20 protein-coding genes and 2 tRNA genes are annotated in these 21,655 nt (G+C 67.3%); 9 read left to right on the forward strand and 13 right to left on the reverse strand.

Annotated elements, in window-relative coordinates:
• The first annotated feature begins 4 nt into the window (after positions 1-4).
• The 4 genes from CYR75_RS06380 to CYR75_RS06395 all read left to right on the forward strand — a co-directional run bounded on the left by CYR75_RS06380 (position 5) and on the right by CYR75_RS06395 (position 4,220).
• Positions 5-250 carry a hypothetical protein gene (locus CYR75_RS06380; protein ID WP_225972866.1) on the forward strand — a complete coding sequence of 82 codons (246 nt, stop codon included), beginning with the start codon at positions 5-7 and terminating at the stop codon, positions 248-250.
• Entirely contained in the window at positions 237-1,871 is a 1,635-nt protein-coding gene (locus CYR75_RS06385) for a hypothetical protein (protein WP_101499309.1), read from the forward strand. Before CYR75_RS06380 ends, CYR75_RS06385 begins: the two co-directional genes overlap by 14 nt.
• The gene (locus CYR75_RS06390) at positions 1,868-2,803 is read left to right on the forward strand and encodes a tyrosine recombinase (RefSeq protein ID WP_192876690.1); all 936 of its coding nucleotides are present in this window, start codon (positions 1,868-1,870) and stop codon (positions 2,801-2,803) included. Before CYR75_RS06385 ends, CYR75_RS06390 begins: the two co-directional genes overlap by 4 nt.
• Positions 2,804-2,930: 127 nt before the next feature.
• Complete coding sequence (locus CYR75_RS06395; RefSeq protein ID WP_101500911.1) at positions 2,931-4,220, forward strand: HlyC/CorC family transporter; 1,290 nt, start codon at positions 2,931-2,933, stop codon at positions 4,218-4,220.
• Positions 4,221-4,402: 182 nt separating this feature from the next.
• Here the strand turns inward: CYR75_RS06395 and CYR75_RS06400 are convergent, their stop codons facing one another.
• Together CYR75_RS06400 and CYR75_RS06405 are read right to left on the reverse strand one after the other, a co-directional pair.
• The gene (locus CYR75_RS06400; protein WP_101499310.1) at positions 4,403-5,098 is read right to left on the reverse strand and encodes an MOSC domain-containing protein; all 696 of its coding nucleotides are present in this window, start codon (positions 5,096-5,098) and stop codon (positions 4,403-4,405) included.
• Positions 5,099-5,122: 24 nt separating this feature from the next.
• The gene (locus CYR75_RS06405) at positions 5,123-5,353 is read right to left on the reverse strand and encodes a hexameric tyrosine-coordinated heme protein (RefSeq protein WP_101499311.1); all 231 of its coding nucleotides are present in this window, start codon (positions 5,351-5,353) and stop codon (positions 5,123-5,125) included.
• Between the two features lie 105 nt (positions 5,354-5,458).
• Between CYR75_RS06405 and CYR75_RS06410 the strand changes: the two genes are divergently transcribed.
• Positions 5,459-6,154, forward strand: coding sequence for a 5-formyltetrahydrofolate cyclo-ligase (locus CYR75_RS06410; protein WP_101499312.1), 696 nt, complete (start codon positions 5,459-5,461; stop codon positions 6,152-6,154).
• Between the two features lie 16 nt (positions 6,155-6,170).
• On the opposite strand, the gene CYR75_RS06415 is transcribed toward CYR75_RS06410, so the two are convergent.
• From CYR75_RS06415 to CYR75_RS06425, 3 genes are all read right to left on the reverse strand, one after another.
• Entirely contained in the window at positions 6,171-7,187 is a 1,017-nt protein-coding gene (locus CYR75_RS06415; protein ID WP_101499313.1) for an FUSC family protein, read from the reverse strand.
• A 7-nt stretch (positions 7,188-7,194) separates the two neighbouring features.
• Positions 7,195-8,340, reverse strand: coding sequence for an HlyD family secretion protein (locus CYR75_RS06420; protein ID WP_225972867.1), 1,146 nt, complete (start codon positions 8,338-8,340; stop codon positions 7,195-7,197).
• A gap of 135 nt (positions 8,341-8,475) precedes the next feature.
• Positions 8,476-8,958: a phosphatase PAP2 family protein gene (locus tag CYR75_RS06425; RefSeq protein WP_225972868.1), complete on the reverse strand. Its 483-nt coding sequence runs from the start codon at positions 8,956-8,958 to the stop codon at positions 8,476-8,478.
• A gap of 407 nt (positions 8,959-9,365) precedes the next feature.
• Here CYR75_RS06425 and CYR75_RS06430 point away from each other — a divergent pair, with 407 nt between their 5' ends.
• From CYR75_RS06430 to CYR75_RS06440, 3 genes are read left to right on the forward strand one after another with little or no spacing between them, the layout of a single operon-like run.
• Positions 9,366-10,388, forward strand: a complete 1,023-nt coding sequence (locus CYR75_RS06430; RefSeq protein ID WP_404825364.1) for an ABC transporter substrate-binding protein — start codon at positions 9,366-9,368, stop codon at positions 10,386-10,388.
• Between the two features lie 57 nt (positions 10,389-10,445).
• Complete coding sequence (locus tag CYR75_RS06435; protein WP_101499315.1) at positions 10,446-11,228, forward strand: ABC transporter ATP-binding protein; 783 nt, start codon at positions 10,446-10,448, stop codon at positions 11,226-11,228.
• A complete protein-coding gene (locus CYR75_RS06440) occupies positions 11,228-11,992 on the forward strand; it encodes an ABC transporter permease (protein ID WP_101499316.1) in 765 nt (254 codons plus the stop codon). The genes CYR75_RS06435 and CYR75_RS06440 overlap by 1 nt, the downstream gene beginning before the upstream one ends.
• A 60-nt stretch (positions 11,993-12,052) precedes the next feature.
• Here CYR75_RS06440 and CYR75_RS06445 read toward each other — a convergent pair.
• The 6 genes from CYR75_RS06445 to CYR75_RS06470 all read right to left on the reverse strand — a co-directional run bounded on the left by CYR75_RS06445 (position 12,053) and on the right by CYR75_RS06470 (position 19,200).
• Positions 12,053-12,128, reverse strand: a tRNA-Val gene (locus CYR75_RS06445).
• Positions 12,119-13,570 (reverse strand): homogentisate 1,2-dioxygenase, encoded by a 1,452-nt coding sequence (gene hmgA, locus CYR75_RS06450; RefSeq protein ID WP_101499317.1) that lies wholly within the window; start codon positions 13,568-13,570, stop codon positions 12,119-12,121. Before hmgA ends, CYR75_RS06445 begins: the two co-directional genes overlap by 10 nt.
• Before the next feature lie 63 nt (positions 13,571-13,633).
• On the reverse strand, positions 13,634-16,108 hold the full coding sequence (locus tag CYR75_RS06455) for a mechanosensitive ion channel family protein (RefSeq protein WP_101499318.1): 2,475 nt from the start codon (positions 16,106-16,108) through the stop codon (positions 13,634-13,636).
• Entirely contained in the window at positions 16,105-17,133 is a 1,029-nt protein-coding gene (locus CYR75_RS06460; protein WP_101499319.1) for a cysteine synthase A, read from the reverse strand. Before CYR75_RS06460 ends, CYR75_RS06455 begins: the two co-directional genes overlap by 4 nt.
• A gap of 88 nt (positions 17,134-17,221) precedes the next feature.
• The gene (locus CYR75_RS06465) at positions 17,222-18,313 is read right to left on the reverse strand and encodes an NUDIX domain-containing protein (protein WP_225972914.1); all 1,092 of its coding nucleotides are present in this window, start codon (positions 18,311-18,313) and stop codon (positions 17,222-17,224) included.
• A 5-nt stretch (positions 18,314-18,318) separates the two neighbouring features.
• Complete coding sequence (locus CYR75_RS06470; protein ID WP_158644601.1) at positions 18,319-19,200, reverse strand: hypothetical protein; 882 nt, start codon at positions 19,198-19,200, stop codon at positions 18,319-18,321.
• A 102-nt stretch (positions 19,201-19,302) separates the two neighbouring features.
• On the opposite strand from CYR75_RS06470, the gene CYR75_RS06475 reads away from it, so the two are divergent.
• Positions 19,303-19,392, forward strand: a tRNA-Ser gene (locus tag CYR75_RS06475).
• A gap of 272 nt (positions 19,393-19,664) precedes the next feature.
• On the opposite strand, the gene CYR75_RS06480 is transcribed toward CYR75_RS06475, so the two are convergent.
• Positions 19,665-20,609, reverse strand: coding sequence for a ketopantoate reductase family protein (locus CYR75_RS06480; protein WP_101499322.1), 945 nt, complete (start codon positions 20,607-20,609; stop codon positions 19,665-19,667).
• Between the two features lie 67 nt (positions 20,610-20,676).
• Entirely contained in the window at positions 20,677-21,648 is a 972-nt protein-coding gene (gene dctP, locus CYR75_RS06485; protein WP_101499323.1) for a TRAP transporter substrate-binding protein DctP, read from the reverse strand.
• Positions 21,649-21,655: the final 7 nt, after the last annotated feature.

The following is a 21,655-nucleotide window of genomic DNA, read 5'->3' on the forward strand; positions in this document are numbered from 1 at the left end:
GCAGATGATGCGGTTGTTGAAGATTATCGTGGTGCTGGTGATTCTGGCGGTGCTGGGGCTGACGGCCTATGCCTATCTGGGCGATATGGGCCCGCGCCAGCAAGAGATGCGCAAATTTGTGCCGCTGAACATCACCGCGCCCACGCCCTCGACCCCGCCTGCCGGGCTGTCCCCGCCCGAAGCGGCGCAGGCGGAACCCGCGACCGAGGACGCAGCCGAAGCCGGGGCGGACGCGAATGATCTGGATTGATCGCCTGCGCCGGACCGCCACCCCTGCCCTGCTGCTGGCGGTTCTGGGGTTCGCCTCGCCGATGGCGGCGCAGTCCCCGCTGTCGGCCAATGACTGGCTGAAAAGCGGCACCGCCCGGCCCGCGCCCTCGACCGCGTGGCGGCCGGGCGATCCGGTGCCGCCCGATGCAGCACGGCTGCGCCCGACGCGCCCCATCGCCGCGCCCACGGATCGCGAGGGGCGACAGATCGCGCAGGACGCGCTGGCCGTGCCGGTCGGCACCAGCCGGTTGAAAGCCGCGGATTCCGACGGCGCGGGGGTGATCTCGGCCCGTCAGGCCGGGCTGGCCGAGGATTTCTGGGCCGGGACGGCGCTGGACACCGCCATCGGGATGCTGCGCGCCAGCCCCGCCCTGCCCGCCTCGCGCCAGCTTGCGCGCCGGGTGATCGAGGCGCAGCTTGCCCCGCCCGAGATCGACGACCCGACCCGGCAAGGCCAGTTCTTTGCCGCGCGGGTCGATCAGCTGTTCCGCGATGGTGCGTTGCCCTCTGCCCGGGTGCTTTTGCAGGGGGCGGGGCCGGACAATGCCGACAGCTTCCGCCGCCTGTTCGATCTGGCGCTGCTGCTGGGTGGCGAGGGGCAGCTTTGCACGCACATGGCGCGCGCGCCGGGGATCGTTCCCGATCAGGCGGCGCGGATCTATTGCCTCGCGCAGGTGGGCGACTGGCAGGCGGCGGCGCTGGTCCATCACGGCGCGGCCCGGCTGGGGCTGCTGCCCGAGGGGCTGGACGCGATCCTGACCCGCTATCTGGACGACGGCGCCGCCGACGGGGCCGAGCCGCTGCCGGTCACCCCCACCGACATGACGCCGCTGATGTTCCGCCTGCACGAGGCGATCGGCCAGCCTTTGCCGACCGGCGATCTGCCCCTGCCCTATGCCTGGGCCGATCTGGACCAACGCGCCGGTTGGAAGGCGCAGCTCGAGGCCGCCGAGCGGTTGGCGCGGGCCGGAGTCCTGCCCTCGGACGTGCTGCACCAGCTTTACGGCGCGCAAAGCCCCGCCGCCTCGGGCGGGGTCTGGGAACGCGCGGCGGCGGTGCAGGCGCTTGATGCGGCCATCGCCACCGGCGACGGCGCGCGGATCGGCCCGGCCCTGCGGCTGGCGTTCCAGCGGCTTGAGGCCGCCGGCCTGCGCGACGCCTTCGCCAGCATGGTGGCCCCCGATCTTGCACCCGAGACCCTGCCCCCCGACAGCGCCCGGCTGGCGCTGTGGCTGCGGCTGTGGGCCGGGCTGACCGAGGTGAGCGAAAGCCCGGATGAGCCGCTGGATGCCGCCCTGCTGGCGCTGGCCAGCGGCGGGCAGCCGCAGCCCTTGTCGCCGGCCTTGGGTGCGCTGGCCCCGGTCTTTGCCGGCGATCTGCCGCCGGCCCCGCAAAGCGGCGACGGGATGCCGCTGGCGCCGGCGCAGTATGGCTCGCTCGCCGATGCCGATGCCGGGTTGCAGGGCGATTTCACCCGCGCCGCGCGGGGCGTGCAGATGCTGCGCCAGCTTGGGCTGATTGCGGATGCGCGCCGGATCGCGACGCAAATCGCGCTCGACCCGCTGCTGAAGATGCCGCCGCAGACCGAGCCCGCCCCGTGACCGATCTGACCCGCATCGGCGCGTTCCTGGACGCACAGGCGGCCGAGGCGGGGGCCGCGCAGAACACGCTGCTGGCCTATGGCCGCGACCTTCGCGATCTGGCCGAGTGGCTGCCGGGGCGCGGGCTGGATCTGCTCAGCATGACCCGCGACGACATCACCGCCTATCTGGCGCATTGCGAGGCGCAGGGCCTGTCGGGTGCGACGCGGGCGCGGCGGCTGTCCTCGATCCGGCAGTTCACGCGGCTGGCGCTGGCCGAGGGCTGGCGGACGGATGATCCGGCACAACGCCTCTCGGGCCCCGGCCGCCGCCCGCGCCTGCCACGCGTGCTTAGCCAGGACGAGGTCTCGCGCCTGCTCGACGCGGTGTCCGCCACCGGCCGGAACGCCGATGACCGCGCCCGCAACCGCTGCCTGATCGAGCTGCTTTACGCCACCGGCATGCGCGTGACCGAGCTTGTCTCGCTGCCCGTCGCGGCGACGCGGGGCGATCCGCAACTGCTGCTGATCCGCGGCAAGGGCGGACGCGAGCGCATGGTGCCGCTGTCGCCGCCGGCGCAGCGCGCACTGCACGACTGGCTGAAGATCCGCGACCACGCCCCGCGCGACAGCCATCTGGGCCGCTTGGTCGCGGGCAAGGGCGCGCGCTTTCTGTTCCCGGCCGGCTCGCAGACCGGACACATGGCGCGGAAGTCGATGAACGATCTGATCCGCGATCTGGCGCTTGCCTGCGGGATCGACCCGGCCCGCGTCACGCCCCATGTCATCCGCCACGCCTTTGCCACCCATCTGCTGGAAGGCGGTGCCGATCTGCGGGCGATCCAGACCCTGCTGGGACATGCCGACCTGTCGACGACCGAAATCTATACCCATGTGCTGGATCTGCGAATGCGCGATCTGGTGCTGAACCATCACCCCCTGGCCCGCGTTTGAACCGATGCTGACAATGATCCTGCCCACCCTCGCCCAAGGCGCCGCCGTGTCGGCGGAAGCCGTCGCCCAGACCGCCACCACCCCCGGCGCCGTCGTCAGCGCCCAGGGCGGAGGCGTCAGCGGCGCCATGGTGCTGACCTTCGCGCTGGCCATTCTGGTGCTGCTGGTCTTCTCGGCCTTCTTCTCGGCATCTGAAACCGCGCTGACCGGCGCCAGCCGCGCCAAGCTGCGGAACCGCGCCGACCGGGGCGATCCCGGCGCCATCGCCGCGATCCGCGTCACCCGCGACAGCGACCGGCTGATCGGGGCGATCCTGCTGGGCAACAACGTCATGAACATCCTGTCGGCCTCGCTGGCGACGGCGCTGTTCACGGCGCTGTTCGGGGCCAGCGGCGTGGCGCTGGCGACCGCGGTGATGACGGTGCTGGTGCTGATCTTCGCCGAGGTGATGCCGAAATCCTATGCCATCGCCAATGCCGAAAGCTTGGCCGCCATGGTCGCGCGCCCGATGACCGTGGTCATGCGGCTGCTGTCGCCGATCGTGCTGGTGGTGCGCGCCATCGTCCGCGCGATCCTGCGGGTGTTCGGGCTGCAAAGCGACCCTGACGCCAACATGTTCTCGGTCCACGAAGAAATCGCCGGCGCGCTCAGCATCGGCGCGGCCTCGGGCACGGTGGAGAAAGAGGACCGCGACCGGCTGCTGGGGGCGCTCGATCTGGGGAACCGGACCGTGGACGAGATCATGAAGCACCGCTCCGAGATCCAGATGATCGACGGCGACCTGCCGCCCGCGACCATCCTCGACACCGTGCTGTCCAGCCCCCACACCCGCCTGCCGCTCTATCGTGGCGAGCGTGAGAACGTCATCGGCGTCATCCACGCCAAGGACGTGCTGCGCGCGGTCCATGCCTCGGCCTATGACGGCAAGGGCGAGCCCGCCGACGCGATGCGCGATTTCGACGTCATGGCGGTGGCGATGAAGCCTTATTTCGTTCCCGACACCACCGGTCTGGACGAGCAGATGCGCGAATTCCTCAAGCGGCGGACGCATTTCGCGCTGGTCGTGGACGAATACGGCGCGCTGCGCGGGCTGATCACGCTCGAGGATATCATCGAGGAGATCGTGGGCGAAATCGCCGACGAGCACGACACCGAGGCCGATCACGACCTGCGACCCGGCCCCTCGGGCGATTACCTGATCGACGGCGCCATGACGATCCGCGACCTGAACCGGGCGCTGGACTGGAACCTGCCCGATGACGAGGCGAACACGGTGGCCGGGCTGGTCATCCACATGGCCCAGTCGATCCCGGCGCAGGGTCAGGTGTTTTCGTTCCACGGCTATCGCTTCGAGGTCGTGACCCGCCGCGAAAACCGCATCACCAAGCTGCGGATACGGCCGCTGGCGGCGGTTTGAGGGGCGAAGGCGAGGATGCTGGGAGGCGAGGTAGTGTTGTCAGTCCGGGCGCAGACTGGGCTGAGCGTGTCGTGCGTCTGAAGGGCCGCGCATAGCAGGCTTCACCGCCCGCTGTCTAAAGCAGAAGCCGCATCGCCGTTCCCGCCGAAGGACACCCCCCAACTCTCTGCGCCCCTAAAACCCTACTCACTCCCCGGCGCGTTCAGCCGCCGCGACCAGTCTTCAACCTCACGGCGCTTCAGGCGGTTCTGCGCGAGGCTCTGCCAGCGTTCCGGCAACCCGGTCAGCGTTGCCAACTCACGCAGGACCGAGGTGTTCAACGTGTCGCGATAAAGCACGTCCCAGATGCGCGTCAGCGGCCAGTCCGGGTGGGGGCGCTCGATCAGCCGGGCCTCGGCCGGCGCGCGCAGCTCGCCGGGGGTCAGGACGCGGAAATACCAGCCGGTGCGGCCGCTGTCCTGCACGCGCCGGGCCATGTCCTTGGTCGCGAAACGCGTGTTCAGCTTCCAGCAGGGCTGACGGCTTTGCGACAGTTGCAGCGTGACCTCGCCCACCTGCCACAGATCGCCGAGGCAGAGATCGCCCTCGGTCACACCCTCGACCACAAGGTTCTCGCCGAAGGCGCCGGGCCGGAAGCGCGCGGCCACCCGTGGCAGTTCGCCCTGCCACCACGGATAATGCGCCACGCTATAGGCGTGCAGCGCCTTGTCGGGACCGCCGTGATGGCGAGGGTCGCCCTGCTCGTCGCCCTCCATCCCGGTCGCGCTGACCTGCACCGGGCCGGGCACCGGCTGCTTGTCGATGGCGGACAGCTCTCCGTTCGGCCCGAAGGGGCGCGCGGTGCCGCGGCGCAGTTCGACGATCCGAAAGCGGGTCACGCCGTCCCTCGGCGGATGGGGCCTCTAGCCCTTGCGCCAATAGTCGTTCGCCGCCGCGACGGTGGCGAAATGCGTCGCGACCACTTGGCTGACGGCGATCAGCGCATCGGCATCGCTGGCATATTCCGGCCGCAGCTTGTCGCGCATCTCGGCATCGGGTTGGGTCAGCTTGACGGCGACGCGCGCCATCTTGACGGCCAGATCATAGCCCTCTTCGGGGGTGTCGGTCTTGAGCGTGGGAAGCCAGCTTGCCATGGTAGTCCTTTCCGTCCGAACTGATCGAAGGTTAGACTTGGCGCGACGATCCTGCAAGACTCGGTGACAGGCACAGGAGAGGGCGATGGACAGAGGAACGCGCGGATGAGCGGGGCCGGCGATCGGCCAGGCCGTTTCGCCTCGCCGCCCTGTCTGGCGGGCGAGATCGCGCCCGATTATTTCGACCCGCTGGCCGTCGATCCGCAGCAGGAAAGCGATGTCAGCCGTTGGCGCCGGGCGCAGCGCGAAAACCTGCTGGCCGCGCGCACCGCCCTTGGCGCAGCCGGGCGCGAGGCCGCGGCGCAAGCGCTGATGCGGCATCTGACGGCGCTGCTGGCTATGGCGGGGATGGGCGGCGCCGGGTCGGTGGTCTCGCTCTATTGGCCGATAAGGAATGAGCCGGACCTGCGGCCCCTGCTGGCCGATCTGGCGCGGCAGGGCGTCCGCATCGCGCTGCCGGTGGTCGAGGCTGCCGGTTTGCCGCTGTCCTTCCGGCTCTGGCAGCCGGGGCTGAAGCTGCGGCCCGATCCCCGCGGCGTTCCCGCGCCCGACACGCAAGCGCCCTTTGTCCGCCCTGACTGCGCCATCATTCCGGCGCTCGGCTGGGACCGCGAGGGGCATCGGCTGGGCTATGGCGACGGGGCGTGGGACCGGACGCTGGCCGCGCTGTCGCCCCGGCCCCTGACCATCGGCGTGGCGCTGGCCGAGGGAGAGTTGCGGACGCTTTATCCCCAGCCCCATGACGTCGCGCTCGATCTGATCGTGACGCCGGACGGGGTTCAGCTCGACCGGCGGGGCTGACCGGCCATCAGCCGCCTCAGCCCGCAACCTGGCTGCGCCAGCCCGTCATCTGGTCCAGCAGCGCCACCGACAGCGCCGCGGTCAGCGCCCCGGCCAGCGTCAGCACGATCCGGGTCATCGTCGCATAGGCCGCGTCCTGCGTCGACAGCGCCCCCGCGACCAGCGCCAGCGTCACCGAGAACCCGTATTGATAGACCATGCTCTGACGCGGGCCGAACAGCATTTTCTGCCCGAACCACAGCCCGCCCAGAAAGATCAGCCCCAGCAGCACCAGCAGATGCTGCGAGAACAGGAACAGCATCAGGATCAGCATGGCCACCGCGCCACCATACACCGTGGCCCGGATGCGCTGCATCGCCTCGGAAAACACCTGCTTGCGCGACGGAAACACCAGCACCATCGCCGCCACCACCGCCATCATCATGTCCGAGGGCTGCATCACCGCATACAGCCAGAAGCTGAGCCCGATCAGCACCGTGGCCCGGATCGCCGCGCCCAGGGTGGCGTTGCCATGGCCTGGCGTGGGGGTGTCGACATGCCGCTCGCGCGTGCGGGGCGGCGCCAGCAGATAGACGATCGGCCCCACCACCAGCGTCACCAGCGCGGCTTGCATGAAGCCGTTGCGCAGCGTCTCGACGATGGCGGTGCCGTGCATCCCCATGACCGAGATCAGCACCGCGACGATGACGATCAGCATCCCCGCCTGCGCGCCCGAGACCAGGATCATCCGGAAGCCGATGAAATAGAACCACCACATGACCAGCACATAAACCAGCGGCATGGGCCGCATCTGCACCACCAGCCAGGTCATGATCCAGGGCAGGATCATCATCGCCAGCGCGCCGCCGATCAGCTTGCCCAGATCGAGCGTCCTGCGCTGCGCCGCGATCAGCCCGACCGGCAGGGCCGCGATGATCGGCGGCAGCAGCGGGTCGATGATGGGGATCGCCGCATAGGCCAGCGCCCCGGTCAGGCCCAGCCGGATGCCGTAAAGCGGGTCTTCGACCGCATCGGGACGGGGGGTGACATACATCGGGCGGTCAGTGCAGAAAGCTGGCCCAGGACCGCATCCGCTGCATCGCGCGGGCGGGCCAGGCCATGAGGCCGGTGGGGCTGCCATCGGCAAAGATCACGGCGTGGACCTTGCCGCCGACGCGGACGGTGCGCGGCCATGCCTCGATCCCGCCATCCAGCTCTATCCGCACCGGGATGCGCCGCGCCGGCTCGAACCAGCGGTTCGAGGGCTGGCTGACCACCAGCCCGCCCTGCACGGTCCGGCCGGGGTTGATGCCCCAGGCGATGCTTTGCACGCGGCCCGACAGAATGCGCCCCGGCACCGCGTCGAACAGCAGATGCGCGGGATCGCCCGGCGTCACTTTCTGCAGCTGGTTCTCGCGCAGATCGACGGTCACCCAGGCGGCCTCGGCATCGATAAAGGTCATGGCCGGGTTGCCGGCGCCAATGAACTGCCCGTCGGACAGGGTGACATTGGTCACGACGCCGCGATGCGGTGCGGTGACCGTGGTCGAGGCCAGATCGTAAAGCGCGGCGTCCAGACGCGCCTCGGCGGCTTGAATCGCGGGGTTTTCCTTGCCCTTGGGGCCAAGCTGGTTGCGGGCGCTTTCCAGATTGGCCTCGGCACTGGCAAGTTGCGCTTCGGCCTGGGTGACGCTGGCGCGAGCGTCATCGCCCCGCGCCTCGGCCACGACGCCGCGCGATTCGAGGCGGAACACCCGCTCGGCCTGGCTGCGCGCGCTGCGCGCCTGCGTCACCGCCGCCTGCGCCGCCACCAGCGAGGCGCTGGAGGCATCGACGCTTTGCAGCGCATTGGCGAGATCCGCGCGGGCCTGCCGGACGGCGAGTTCGTAAGGCCGGGGGTCGATCGAGAACAGCGGCGCCTGCGCCTCGACCACCGCATCGTCGGCCACATGCAGCGCCGTCACCTCGCCCGAGACACGCGGCGCGATCTGCGCCAGATTGGCCGAGACGATCCCGCGCGAGGTCGAGGGCGTGGCCCTGTCGGCCATCGCATAGAAGGCGACCAGCAGCACCAGCAGGATGATGACGATCAGCCCCACCCGGCGGGCGCTGCTTTTGGCGGCGCTCTGCGCCTCTGCGTCGGGCGCGGCCTCGGTCGCGTTCTGGTCGGTCATTGTCGCACCCATCCGGTCGCTTGCTTCGGACATGTTCACCCCGTTCGCCGCTGACAACAAGACGCCTGTCTTTAGACAGGTGCGGGCAGAGTGCAACCCTGCTTGCGCTGCGGAGATCCCGCGGCGCGGATTTCGCCAAAGGAGTCTTTATACATCAGAGGCGTGCGCCTAGAACTTCAACCCGATGCTGAAGGACGCGCCATCGGTGCCGATGCCGAAATCCGCCGCGCCAAGGCTGAAACCGACAAGCGCCCCCGCCCAGACCTGCGCCGGATCATGCTCGCCCGCGTGCAAGCGGCTCAGCCCGGTCAGCCCCGCGGCGCCATACATCGCCGCCCCGGCGGCTGGGTCCTCGGCGAGGCATTTCCTCGCCAGATCAGCCGCCCCGAAAAACGCCGAGGCGGTGTGGCCCGAGGGGAAGCCCCGTCCCTCGCCGCTCGGTCGCTGCCCGATGGGGCGATCGCCGAATAGCTGCTTCATGCCCAGCACCACGGCGACCTGCACCGCGCCACGCACCGCGAAATCCTCGCCCCGGCCCTGATCGACGGCACAGACCGCAGCGGCCAGCGGCAGGGCGTATTTCATCGCCGTGCCGAAATCCGCAAATGGATCGGCCTGCGCCGCAGCCCCGGCGCCAAGCGCGCCGGCCAAGGCAGCGGCGTGGCAGAAAGGCGCAAGAGGCAGGCGGCAGCGGGTCATAGTCGTCCTGATCCGGGGTTCACGGCTGATCTAGCGCGCAATTTGCGGCTGGTCGAGATCGAGATGGACAGGATGCATGAAACCAGCGAACGCGAAACGCAAAGGCGCCCATCCGCGAGCGCGTGGAATGGCGCCAGCCGCATGAATATCAGCCGGCATGTCAGCAGCCGACACGCCGCACGACATTGCCCAGCCCAAGCCCCGCCGCGCCCTGAATAACCGCCTTGCTTGAGTTTTATTTCTTGCCCCAGCACGACTTATCCTGCACCCTTGCCTCCGGGTCACGATTTTTACATTGGCACAAGCCAGGGGCCGACCGGTCGCATGCGGCCGGGGCGGCGTTAACAGACGGGGACGGAATGGGACATATCGGCATCAAGGGATTCATGGGCTCGGTGGCGTTCGCAGCCGCCGCATTCGCGGGTCAGGCGGGATTTGCAGACACCAACATGCCCTTTGCTTTGGACTGGAAGCTGGAAGGGCCGGCCGCGCCCTATTTCCTCGCCATCGAGAACGGCCACTTCGCCGATGAGGGGCTGACGGTCGAGATTTCCGAGGGTGCGGGCTCGCTGGACGCGATTCCGAAGGTGGCGACCGGGGCCTTTCCGGTGGGCTTTGCCGACATGGCCTCGCTGATGAAGTTCATCGACCAGAACCCCGGCGCGCCGGTGACGGCGGTGATGATGGTCTATGACAAGCCGTCCTTCTCGATCGTCGGGCGGAAATCGCTGGGCATCGAAACGCCCGCCGATCTGGAAGGCAAGATCCTGGGCGCGCCGCCCCCGGACGGGGCCTGGGCGCAATTCCCGATCTTTGCCGCCGCCAATGACATCGACATGGACAAGGTCACGGTCGAGCCGGTCGGCTTTCCGACCCGCGAGCCGATGCTGGCCGAAGGCAAGGTCGCGGCGGTGACGGGGTTTTCCTTCACCTCGGCGCTGAACACCATGCGGCTGGGCGTGCCCGAGGAGGACATCACCGTCATGCTGATGGCCAATCACGGCCTTGCCCTTTACGGCAACGCGGTCATCGCCAACACCGATTTCGCCAAGGAAAACCCCGAAGCGATCACCGGCTTTGTCCGCGCCGTCGCCGCCGGCTGGAAGGACGCCATCGCCGATCCGGACGCCGCAGTCGACGTGCTGGCCGCGCATAACCCCGCCATGGACAAGGATCTTGAGACCCGGCGCCTGAAAATGTCCATCGACGACAACGTGCTGACCGATTACGTCAAGGAAAACGGCATGGGCGGCATCGATGCCGAGCGGATGGACAAGTCCATCGAGCAGATGCAGATGGTTTATAAATTCACCAACGCGCCCGATCCGTCGCTGTATTTCGACGACAGCTTCCTGCCCGAAGATCCTCTCAGGATTGACTGATCCCGACCGGCCCTGACCATCCGGTGTCAGGGCCACAGCCATCCTGAAAGTTGGTTCATGAATCTGATCGAGACACGGGGCGTCTACCACGCCTACAAGACCCCTTTGGGGCCGCTGCCGGTGCTGTCGGGGCTGGATCTCTCCATCCCCGAAAGCAGCTTTTGCGCCGTCGTCGGCCCGTCCGGCTGCGGCAAATCCACGCTGACGCGGCTGATCGCGGGGCTTCTGATCCCGGATCAGGGCGAGGTCTGGCTGGATGGCGAGCGGGTGAAATCGCCGCGCAAGACCGTCGGCATGGCCTTCCAGAACCCGGTCCTGCTGGAATGGCGCAACATCCTGGAAAACGTCATCCTGCCGCTGGAAATCGTCGCGCCCTCGATGCCGCGCAAGCAGCGCGTCGCCCGCGCGATGGAGCTGCTGGAGATGGTCGGCCTGCTGGGGTTCGAGCACAAGCGACCTAGCGAGCTGTCCGGCGGGATGCGGCAACGCGCCTCGCTGTGCCGCTCGATCGTGCACAAGCCGCGGGTGCTGATCATGGACGAGCCCTTTGGCGCGCTCGACGCCTTTACCCGCGAGGATCTGTGGCAGACCATGCGCGACCTGCGCGCGGCCGAGCCGTTCACCGGCGTCCTCATCACCCATGACCTGCGCGAAAGCGTTTATCTGGGCGATCAGGTGGTGGTGCTGTCGGACCGTCCGGCGCGGACGCAATATGTGCTGGACGTGAAGCTGCCCGACAAGCGCCCGCTGGATATCCTGTACACGCCCAAGGTCAGCGACATGCTGCACGATCTGCGCGACCAGATCAGCATCGCCCAGAACCGCGTCGAGGTCGCGTGATGAAGATGGTCCGCAAGATCCTGGTTCCCATCGCCTCCATCGTCATCTTCCTGCTGCTGTGGGAGGGGCTGGTCTGGATCAATGACTGGCCGAAATACAAGATGGCCGCGCCCTCGGACCTGCCGGCGGCGTTCTGGAAGTTCCGCTGGCTGTTCCTCGAGATGGGTTGGCAGACGCTGTGGCGGACGGTGGTGGGGCTGGTCCTCGCCGTGCTGCTGGGCGGCGCGCTTGGCATGATCATGGGGCTGTCGCAGATGACGCGCAGCGCGCTTTACCCGCTGCTGGTCGGCTTCAACGCGATCCCAAAGGCCACGCTGGTCCCGGTGATCGCGCTGATCTTCATCGGCCAGCATGATTTCAACACCGTGCTGATGGCGGTGATGATCTCGTTCTTTCCCATCGCCGTGTCGGTCAGCATCGGGCTGTCCACGCTAGAGCCGGAATACCGCGACATCCTGCGCGCGCTGGGGGCCTCGCGCTTCACCATCTTCCGCAAGATCGCCCTGCCGAAGACCCTGCCAGAGTTCTTCGGGGCGCTGAAGGTCTCGGTCACGCTGGCGTTTATCGGCACCAACCTGGTCGAGATCGTCTCGCCGCATGGGCGCGGGCTGGGGGCACTGTTCGATTCCGGCAAGACGAATGGCGACTATCCGCTGATGTTCGCGGTCCTCATCGCCTTGGCGCTGCTGGGGATCATGCTGTATTATATCGTGGTGATGCTCGAGCGGATCTTTGCCGGCTGGGCCGAGCGGCCGCAGACCTGAGCATGGACGCCGCTGCCGATTCGAAATCGGACCCCCGATGATGATCATCGCAATCCGGATTGGTGGGCGGTGAGGGGTTCGAACCCCCGACATCTTCGGTGTAAACGAAGCGCTCTACCAGCTGAGCTAACCGCCCCCGACGCCTGACATACCGAACCCGCAGGCGCAGATCAACTTGCGCCTGCGGGTTTTGCCGGGGCTTGGCGCCCTATTTCCCCTGGGCGTGCCGTCGAATTTCTTCTCAAGGCTTTGCCAGCAATCGGCATAGTCGTCTTGCAACGGCGCCTCGGTCGCGGCAAAGCGGGTGAGCTGCTGCGGGAAGCGGGTCTCGAACATGAACTGCATGGTGTTGTCCTGCTTGACCGGGACCATCGGCTCGGTCGAGCCATGCTCGAAGGCGTTGCGGTCGGGGCCGTGGGGCAGCATCATGTTGTGAAGGCTGGTCCCGCCCGGCACGAAACCTTGCGGTTTGGCGTCATAGATGCCGTGGATATTGCCCATCATCTCGGACATGATGTTTTTGTGATACCAGGGCGGGCGGAAGCTGTGCTCGGCCACCATCCAGCGTTCGCGGAACAGCACGAAGTCGATATTGGCCGTGCCTTCCTGCCCCGAGGGTGCGGTCAGCACGGTGAAGATCGACGGGTCCGGGTGGTCGAACAGGATCGCCCCGACAGGGGAATATGTCCGCAGATCATACTTGTAGGCGCAATAGTTGCCGTGCCACGCAACGACGTCCAGCGGGCTGTGGTCGATAAAGCTTTCGTGGAACTGGCCGCACCATTTGATCACCACGCGCGAGCGGGCGTCGCGGTCCTCGAAGGCGGCGACAGGGCATTTAAAGTCGCGCGGATTGGCGAGGCAGTTGGCGCCGATGGGGCCTCGGCCGGGCAGGTCGAACTTCTGGCCGTAATTCTCGCAGACGAAACCGCGCGCCGGGCCTTCCAGCACCTCGACGCGGTAGACGAGACCGCGGGGGAGGATGGCGATCTCGCGCGGTTCCAGGTCGATGACGCCCAGTTCGGTGCAGAAGCGCAGCCGGCCCTGTTGAGGAACGACCAGCAACTCACTGTCGGCGCTGAAGAAATATTCATCCACCATGGATTCCGTGACCAGATAGATATGCGCCGCCATGCCGACCTGCGTATTGACGTCGCCCGCCGTGGTCATGGTCCGCATCCCGGTCAACCAGGTCAGGCTTTCGCCGTCCTTGTGCGGCACCGGATCCCAGCGATACTGGCCCAGGCTGATGATGTCGGGATCGACATTCGGCGCCGATTCCCAATAGGGCAGTTTGATCTTGGTGAACCGCCCGACATGCTTGACGCTCGGCCGGATGCGATAGCACCAAGTCCGCTCGTTCTGGCCGCGCGGCGCGGTAAAGGCGGTGCCGGACAGCTGTTCCGCGTAAAGCCCATAGGGGCATTTCTGCGGGCTGTTCTGCCCTTGCGGCAGCGCGCCCGGCAGCGCCTCGGTTTCGAAATCATTGCCGAAGCCGGGCATATAGCCCTGATGCGCTTCGGTCCCGTTCAGCGTCGCGGCGCGGATCATTCCCTTTGGCAAGGCGTCGATCGTCATGGCTTCCCCCCATCATGTCTCGACGGGCAGGATAAGTTGCAGATGCAACCATGTCAACGCGGCTTAGCTGTTGGCACCATCCCCGCCGTCCGAGGCGCCGTCAGGCAGCGCGCCCGCACTGTGCACACCCGCCACCTCGCCCGAAGGCGCCTCTGCCGGCTCGGGCGGTTCTGGCGGGCCGGCGTGCTCGGCAGGTGCCGCGTCGCCGCGCAGCGTCTCGGGGTTGCGCAGCCACAAGTCGCGTTGCGGGAAGGGCAGTTCGATCCCCTCTTCGGCGAACCGCTTCAGGATCTGGTGACGGATTTCCGAACTGACCCCCAGCCCGCCGCCGATATCGGACAGGATCGCCCGGATCTCGAAATCGAGGCTGCTGGCGCCGAGGCCCATGAACAGCACCGCCGGGGCCGGGTCGAACAGCACCGTCGGCTGATCCTCGACGATCTCGCGCAGCAGACGCTCGACCTTGCGGGTGTCGGAATCATAGGCGACCCCGACCGGCACAATGATCCGCCCGCGCGAATTGCCGCGCGTCCAGTTGGTCACGGTCTGGGTGATCAGGTCGCTGTTCGGCACGATGACGTCGGTCTGGTCGAAGGTGCGGATGCGGGTTGAGCGGACCGAGATGTCGCTGACGATGCCCTGCTGTCCGCCCGCCTCGATCCAGTCGCCGACGCTGACCGGGCGTTCGATCAGCAGGATGATGCCCGAAACGAAGTTCTGCACGATGGTCTGCAGGCCGAAACCGATGCCGACCGACAGCGCGCCGGCGACGATGGCCAGGCTGGACAGATCGATCCCGGCCGAGGTGATGGCCAGCAGCGCGGCCAGGAAGATGCCCACATAACCCAGGCCCGAGACGGCCGCCGTCTGCGCGCCCTTGTCGAGATTGGTGCGCGGCAGGATCGAGTTGCGGAACGCGCTTTTGACCCAGCCGGTCGCCAGATAACCCAGCGAAAAGACGATCAGAAAGACCATCACCCCGCGCGGCGACAGGCGCACCCCGCCAAACGAGATGCCCTGCATGAAGCGGACCCGCCACTCGGCCAGTTCGGCCACGGAACTGCCCCAGATCAGCGCGAATACCGGGGCCGAGGCGAGGATCAGGATGAACCCGATCAGCATCGGCGCCAGCGAATCGCGGGCGTCCTTCTGGCTGCGGTTCAGCAGCGCGTAGAGGTCGGCGATGAAATCCTGCAGCAGGATCAGCAGCCCGATCATGCCCAGGCTTTTCGCCGCCGGCCACAGCATGGCATTGCCGAGGTTCACATAACCCAGCACCGCCGCGATCACCGCCAAAGGCGCCAGCAGCCGCAGGACCGTGCCCGCCACGGTCAGCGCGCGCGAGCGGTAGGGCGGCGAATCGCCGGCCTCGTAACGGTTCATCCGGCGCAGGATCGACGACAGGCGGAACAGGAAGAACGCGCCGCCGGTCAGCAGGAACAGGTGGAACACCCCTGCCCCGGCGGCGCTGATGTCATAGGGGATGCGCGGCAGCGCGTTTTCCGACCGGACATAGCCCGATTGCGGCAGCGCGGCGTGGCCCAGATAGCTGTGCAGCGCCATCATCACCACCAGCCCGCTGCCAAAGATGCGCGCCTTGGCCCGCGCCTCGGTCGGCAGGTTCAGCGTGGCATAGGCGACCGGAACCTCGGCGAACAGGGTGCGGACCAGCCAACGGCCCGACCAGAAGATCAGCGCCGCGACCGGCAGCGCCAGCAGGAAGGGCGTTCCCCAGCGGCCCACCAGCCCGGTTGCGTCCACGGCCCAGGCCAGCAGCGTGATCCCCGTCATCGGCACCACGATCTGCCCCAGCGAGACGACGAAGGCGATCACCGGCCGCCGCTCTTTATCCGAGCGGCTGCCCAGCTTGGCGGGCAGCGAATCGACGAAACGCGGGCCAAAGATCAGCAGCCCGAGCGCGCCCAGCAGATAGGCCAGCACCTCGGGCGCGCGGTTCATCAGGTTCTCGCGCCGGAACTCGCGGTCGGCTTCCGAGGCGAAGCCCTTGACCACCTCGATCACGTCGCGTCCGGCGGCGATCCAGCTTGACGGCAGCAGCGGCGAGGGGCTGAGCGTCAGGATCACCTCGGCGTCGCGCTTGCGTTCAAGCTGATCGACCTGCCCGACCAGCGAATTGGCGCGGCTCAGCGCCTCGGTCGCGGCGAGGCCGGGGGCCTGCAGCTCTGACAGCCGCGCGTTCAGCTCCTTGCGGCGGTTGGCGACGTCCTCCGCCTCGGTCTCGCCCTCGGCGGGCGGCGGGCCAAGGGCGGCCAGCTGGTCGCGCAGGGTCTGGATACGCGGCGCGTTGGCGTCCTTGGCCTGCGAGAAGCGGTCGCGCCATTTCACGGCGTTGTCGCGGATCGAGGACAGCACCTCGGAACTGGTCTCGCTATGGGCCAGCGCGTCCTCGGCCTGGGCGGCAAAGCCTTCCCAGCGGTCGTAATCGATCTCGGGCGTGTCCTGGGCGGCCAGCGGCCCTGCGACCAGCACGAGCGCCAGCAGCAGGGTCCGAAAGAGGCTAGAAAACTTGAAACTCATTCAAAGACTTCGGGCATTTTCCTCGACTGACCCTCCAGCCAGTCCGGCACCGGCAGCCCCTTCTGGCGCAGGAATTCCGGGTTATACAGCTTGGTCTGATAGCGGTTGCCGGCGTCGCAGAGGATGGTGACGATGCGGTGCCCCGGCCCCATGTCATGGGCCATGCGGATCGCACCGGCGAGGTTGATGCCGGACGAACCGCCCAGCACCAGCCCCTCATGCGCAGCCAGATCGAACAGCACCGTCAGCGCCTCGGCATCGGGGATGCGATAGCTGTAATCGGGCGTGAAGCCTTCCAGATTCGCGGTGATGCGCCCTTGCCCGATCCCTTCGGTGATGGACGAGCCGGGGCTGTCGAATTCGCCGGTGGTATAGAAGGAATGCAGCGCAGCGCCTTCGGGATCGGCGAGGCCGATCTTGACGCCCTTGGGCTGCAGCGCCATCGCCACCCCGGCCAGCGTCCCGCCCGAGCCCACGGCGCAGATGAAGCCGTCGACCTTGCCCTCGGTCTGGTCCCAGATCTCGGGGCCGGTGGTTTCCAGATGCGCCTGCCGGTTGGCGGTGTTGTCGAACTGGTTGGCCCAGATCGCGCCATTCGGCTCAGTCTTGGCCAGCGCATTCGCCAGCCGTTCCGAGTATCGGACATAGTTGTTCGGGTTGCGGTACGGGGCGGCGGGCACCTGCACCAGTTCCGCCCCGGCCAGCCGCAGCATGTCCTTTTTCTCCTGGCTCTGCGTCTCGGGGATGACGATGACCGAACGGAAGCCCATCGAGGCGCCGACTAGCGCCAGCCCGATGCCGGTATTGCCCGCCGTGCCCTCGACGATGGTGCCGCCCGGGCGCAGCGTGCCGCGCGCCACCGCGTCGCGGATGATATAAAGCGCGGCGCGGTCCTTGACCGACTGGCCCGGATTCATGAACTCGGCCTTGCCGAGGATCTCGCAGCCCGTCGCCTCAGAGGCGGAGCGCAGCCGGATCAAGGGGGTATTGCCGATCGCGGCGGCGAGGTCTTCGCAGATACGCATCACTGGCCCTTCCATGACGTCTCATCCGATGAATACCAGCCCGACCCCGGACAACAAGGCTTGGCGCGGCAAAATTGCGCGATCGGCGTCACGTTCCTGCCAGATCACCGCCTTGCCGGGCGTCGGGATGGGCCGGGTCCTGCCGGATCTGGTCGGCATGGCGGTCCAGCCACAGCGCCAGCAGCACCAGCGGCCCGCACTGGATCTGCCCGTTCAGCGCCAGCGTCACCAATTCGTCGCGCGGCAGGATATGGGTCGCGATATCCTCGCCCTCGCCCGCGACGCCGAAGCCATGGCCGGTGCGGTGGCCAGACAGATCGGCGGTGGCGACGAAGGGATAAAAGAACTCACTGTTCGCGCCGGGCGAGGGGTAATGTTCGGGCAAGGGGTAAAGCCGGCCGATCTGCAGCCCGGCCTCTTCCCCCGCCTCGCGGCGGGCGGTGGCCTCGGGCGGCTCGCCCGCATCGACGCGGCCGGCGATGGGCTCCAGCATCCAGACCTGCGCCTGACCGCGCGCCAGCGGCCCGATGCGGATCTGGCTGATCACCAGCACCTCGTCCCGCGCCGGGTCATAAGGCAGCAGAAGGGCCGCGTCGGCCGACATGAACGCCTCGCGCGAGAGGGTGTCGGACCAGCCGCCATCATGGCGGCGGTGGCGCAGCGAAAGCTGCTCGACCGAGAAATAGCCGCCCCAGACCTCGGCGCGCGACCGGATCTCGACCCGCGCCGGATCGGGCGGCGGCAGATGCGTCTGCGGCTGCGGACCGAAGGCGGCGCGCGGCACGGCGGCGGCAATCTCGGCGATGCGCGTCAAGCGGGCGCGGATGTGCTGCGGGGAGTCCCCCTTGTTGCGCGTCAGGATCGCCTGCGCCGTCAGCGCCATCAGGGCGGCTTTCTCCGGCTGCCAGTCCTGCCCCTCGCCGCCGCCAAAGCCCCAGACCTCGCCGGTCGCCAGCGGCAGGGGCGACAGCCCCATGACCTCAAGGTAGCGTAGAAGCTGTGGCGTCGACTCGACCGAGACCGCCGCGACGCGCCCCTCGCCCGGCTGATAGTCCGGCCAGTCGCCGCCGATCCCGGCACCGGCCCCGCCGTGCATCTGCCCCGGCAGATCAACGGGATCACCGGCGCACCCCAGCACCGCCAGCATTTCAGGCGCCGCGAGCGGCCCGGCAAGGATCATCTGCGTCACAATGGCTGTCCTTCGTCACGTTTCGCGGCAGCACGCCCCGATTCGCGGGCAAGTTGGTCCAGGACATCGCTTTCGGCAAGCGCCATCAGATCCTGCCGCGCCCGCCCTGCCCCGGCGTTGCGCGCCGCCCCGATCCGCGCAATCGCCGCCACCCCCAGCGGCGCATAGGCGGCAAAGGCGGTGATCTCGGCCTCGGCAAGGATCTCGCGGCGCTGCTCCTCGATCTGCAGCGACAGGTCCGCCGCGACATCGTCGAGATCGGCCGGAAAGCCGAAGCCGTCGGCCTCGTGAAACCCTTCCGCAAAGGCGATCTGACGGTTGAGATGGGCGGCCAGCATGGCGTCGATTTCGGCCTCGGGCAGCAGATCCTGCCGGATCGCATCAAGCACCGGACTGTCCGCCCGGCGCGCCGTCTCGAGCCGCTCCGCCGCCGCCTCGAGCGCCCCCGGCCGCGCCAGTTCCAGCCGCGCCGCCAGCGCCAGCCCGCGTCCGTCCTTGGCCAGCGCGACCCCGGTGGCACCGCCGGTCGGCAACAGATCGTTCGCATCCCGCGCCGCCAGCCGAGCCTGCAAGGCCGCCAGCAGTAGCCCGGAGACGCGGGCGCGGTCATGGATGCGCCGCAGCTGCGCCCGCCAATCGGCGCTGCTGCCATCGCCCAGATAGACCGCCGCCATCAGCTCGGCAAAGCGCCCGGCCTCTGCCTCGATCACCGCCGCGCGCCGCTCGGCCAGCTGCTCGCGAAAGATGTCATCGGCCAGCCCCTGCAGCGCCTCGGGCGGCAGAACCGAGACCGTCCCGGCGGCAAAAGCGCCATCCATCGCCGCCGGCCCCGCCGCCAGAAGGGCGCAGATCGCATAGGGTAACCCTGCTCGCGCCACGTCACGCCCCCTGTTGCGGCCCCGGAAACGTTTTTCGCCCCAAACCCCCTTGCGCTTCAACCCCCCGCCCGCTAAATGCGCCCCACCACACCAGAAAAGCGCGGAGAGGTGCCGGAGTGGTCGAACGGGGCGGTCTCGAAAACCGTTGAGCCTGCAAGGGTTCCGTGGGTTCGAATCCCACCCTCTCCGCCATTGGCCAGCGTTTTAATAGAGCCTCTTTCTGACTTTCGTCTTACCTGCCCTCGGAGAGACGGTTGCTTACGCCGTGACGCGACAGGTGCGTCTAGGGTAGAGATGCTAATTTTACCAGTCGCTAAGCCGCGAAAACCACGTTTCAGTCGGGTCCGTGGCTAAGCGAGCGGCAGACTCGTCATAGACTCCGATCTTTCTCGCCCCGCCGCCAGAGCCGTACCTTCACATAAGCCTTCAGGCTGCGGCATAGACCCATCAGAACCAAGTCCCACTCAACCACCCATCGCCTGACGGCGCGACGAGATCTGCTCGCGCGCCCTGATCAGGTTGTAAATCAGCGCGTGTGTTGGCGTCGGGATGGCGAGACGCGCGCCCTCCCTCAGGATCGCGCCGTTCAGGCATTCGATTTCGGTCTGGCGTCCCGCGCGCAGGTCGATTGCCATGGACGGAACATGGGATGCGGCGTCTCGTCCGACTTCCTCAAGGTAGCTGCGGGCGGCAGCCGGGGTGATGCCGATTCCCTTGGCTGCCGCGACAGCGGAAAGTTCGGCGATCAGCGCGTCAAAGATACGGGCGGTTTCAGGATCATGCATGGTCTCACCAACGGTGCAGTCCAGCAATCCGCAGATCGTGTTGAAACAGCAGTTGATGACCAGCTTCTTCCATATCCGCAGGTCGATGTCCGGATCGAGTTCGGCTGCATAATCACCGGCGTTGAGAAGGTCTTTCAGATACTCCTCGCGGCTGTCAGGCTGCCCGCCGCGCCTCCAGAAATACGTCTCGCCTTTTCCGGCAAAGCTCGCCTCGATCCGTCCCGGGCCAAGCATTTCGCTGGTCAGGGTGGTCAAGCCGTAGGCGATGGCATTGTCTGGATGGACTTCGGCAATCCGATCTGCGTTGCCGACCCCGTTCTGCAGGGTCACGAGCAGGGTCTCTGGCCCCACCAGCGGCGCGATCCATTGGGCGGCATCTGTCGTCTGTCCATATTTCACGAAGAACAGGATAATGTCACAGGTGCCAATCTCCTTCGGTGAGTTTGTGGCGGTCAGGGGCACGTGCAGATCATGTCCGGCGCATTCGACGATCAGCCCGTCACGCTGCATCGCCTGAACATGTTCCGCCCACTGGTCCAGCGCAACGACCTCTGCCCCGGTCTTCACCAGCTGCCATGCGAAAAGGCTGCCCATGGCGCCGGCCCCAATGATCGCAATCTTCATCGACAATTCCGCCTGTCCGACTTTCGGGGTGACTGCGGCAAAGCGCTCCGGCTTTGCCGCGGCCGGTTCACTTCACCAGCAATTCGCGCAGCTTTGCGCCGTTTTCGGGACTGGCTGCGATGACGGGCTTCCAGCCTTCCTCGTTGGACTCCGCGATGAAGGTCTCGCGGGCTTCGCCTTCAAGCTCGTAGGTCTTGATTCCGGCCTCCGCCTGACGCGCCGCTTCCTCGTCGGCCAAGGTGCTGTAGCGATCTGCATCGCCTTCAAAGGCGATCATCTGCTCGGTCAGGAAATCCTGCTGCGCTTCCGTCAGCTTTTCCCACGCGGCCTGGCTGAAATAGACGCCCGTCTCAACCTGATAGAAGCCCGGATCGACACGCGCCGCCGTCTTCTCTTGCCAGCCGAGATCGAACACTCCGATGGATGGCCACGCATAGCCGTCGATCGTGCCACGCTCCAGTGCCGTGAACACCTCGCCCGCCGCGGTCTGAACGGGGGTGATCCCCAGCGCGCTGAAGAAGGCCTGATAGGTGGGGGCCGAGCGGATCTTCAGCCCGTCGAAATCCAGCTCTTCCGGAACCTCGGACAGGTAGATGTGATACTGGATGTTCTGAAGGAGGCGGCCCAGCCAGTGGATCTTGGCCTTGTCCTTGTGGATCTGGTCGAGCAGATCGTAACCGCCGTTTTCGCGCAGCTCTTCCATGGACCGGTTGGTCAGTGTCATCGCCAGCCCCTCGGGGACGAGGTTGGCATGATAGACGGCTGTCGTATTGGCCAGATCGATGATGCCGCCGCGCAATGCGTTGCCGACCTCGAACGGGGGCATGGCATCCGGCCCGCCGATGACGTCGATCTGGACGATGCCCTTGCCGTTCTCGTTGACCTGTTCCACGAAACGCTCGAACGGTTCATAGATCGTGGTTCCCACCTGGAAGGCAGAGACCGCGCGCAGCACTGCCTCATCCGCGCTCGCAGTGGTCGCCAGAAGGCAAGAGAGCGCCACCGCCGCCCCGCCAAGTCTGTTGAATCTGAAGTTCATCTCAATC

The organism is Paracoccus jeotgali (assembly GCF_002865605.1).
In the GTDB taxonomy this organism is placed as follows: Bacteria; Pseudomonadota; Alphaproteobacteria; order Rhodobacterales; family Rhodobacteraceae; genus Paracoccus; species Paracoccus jeotgali.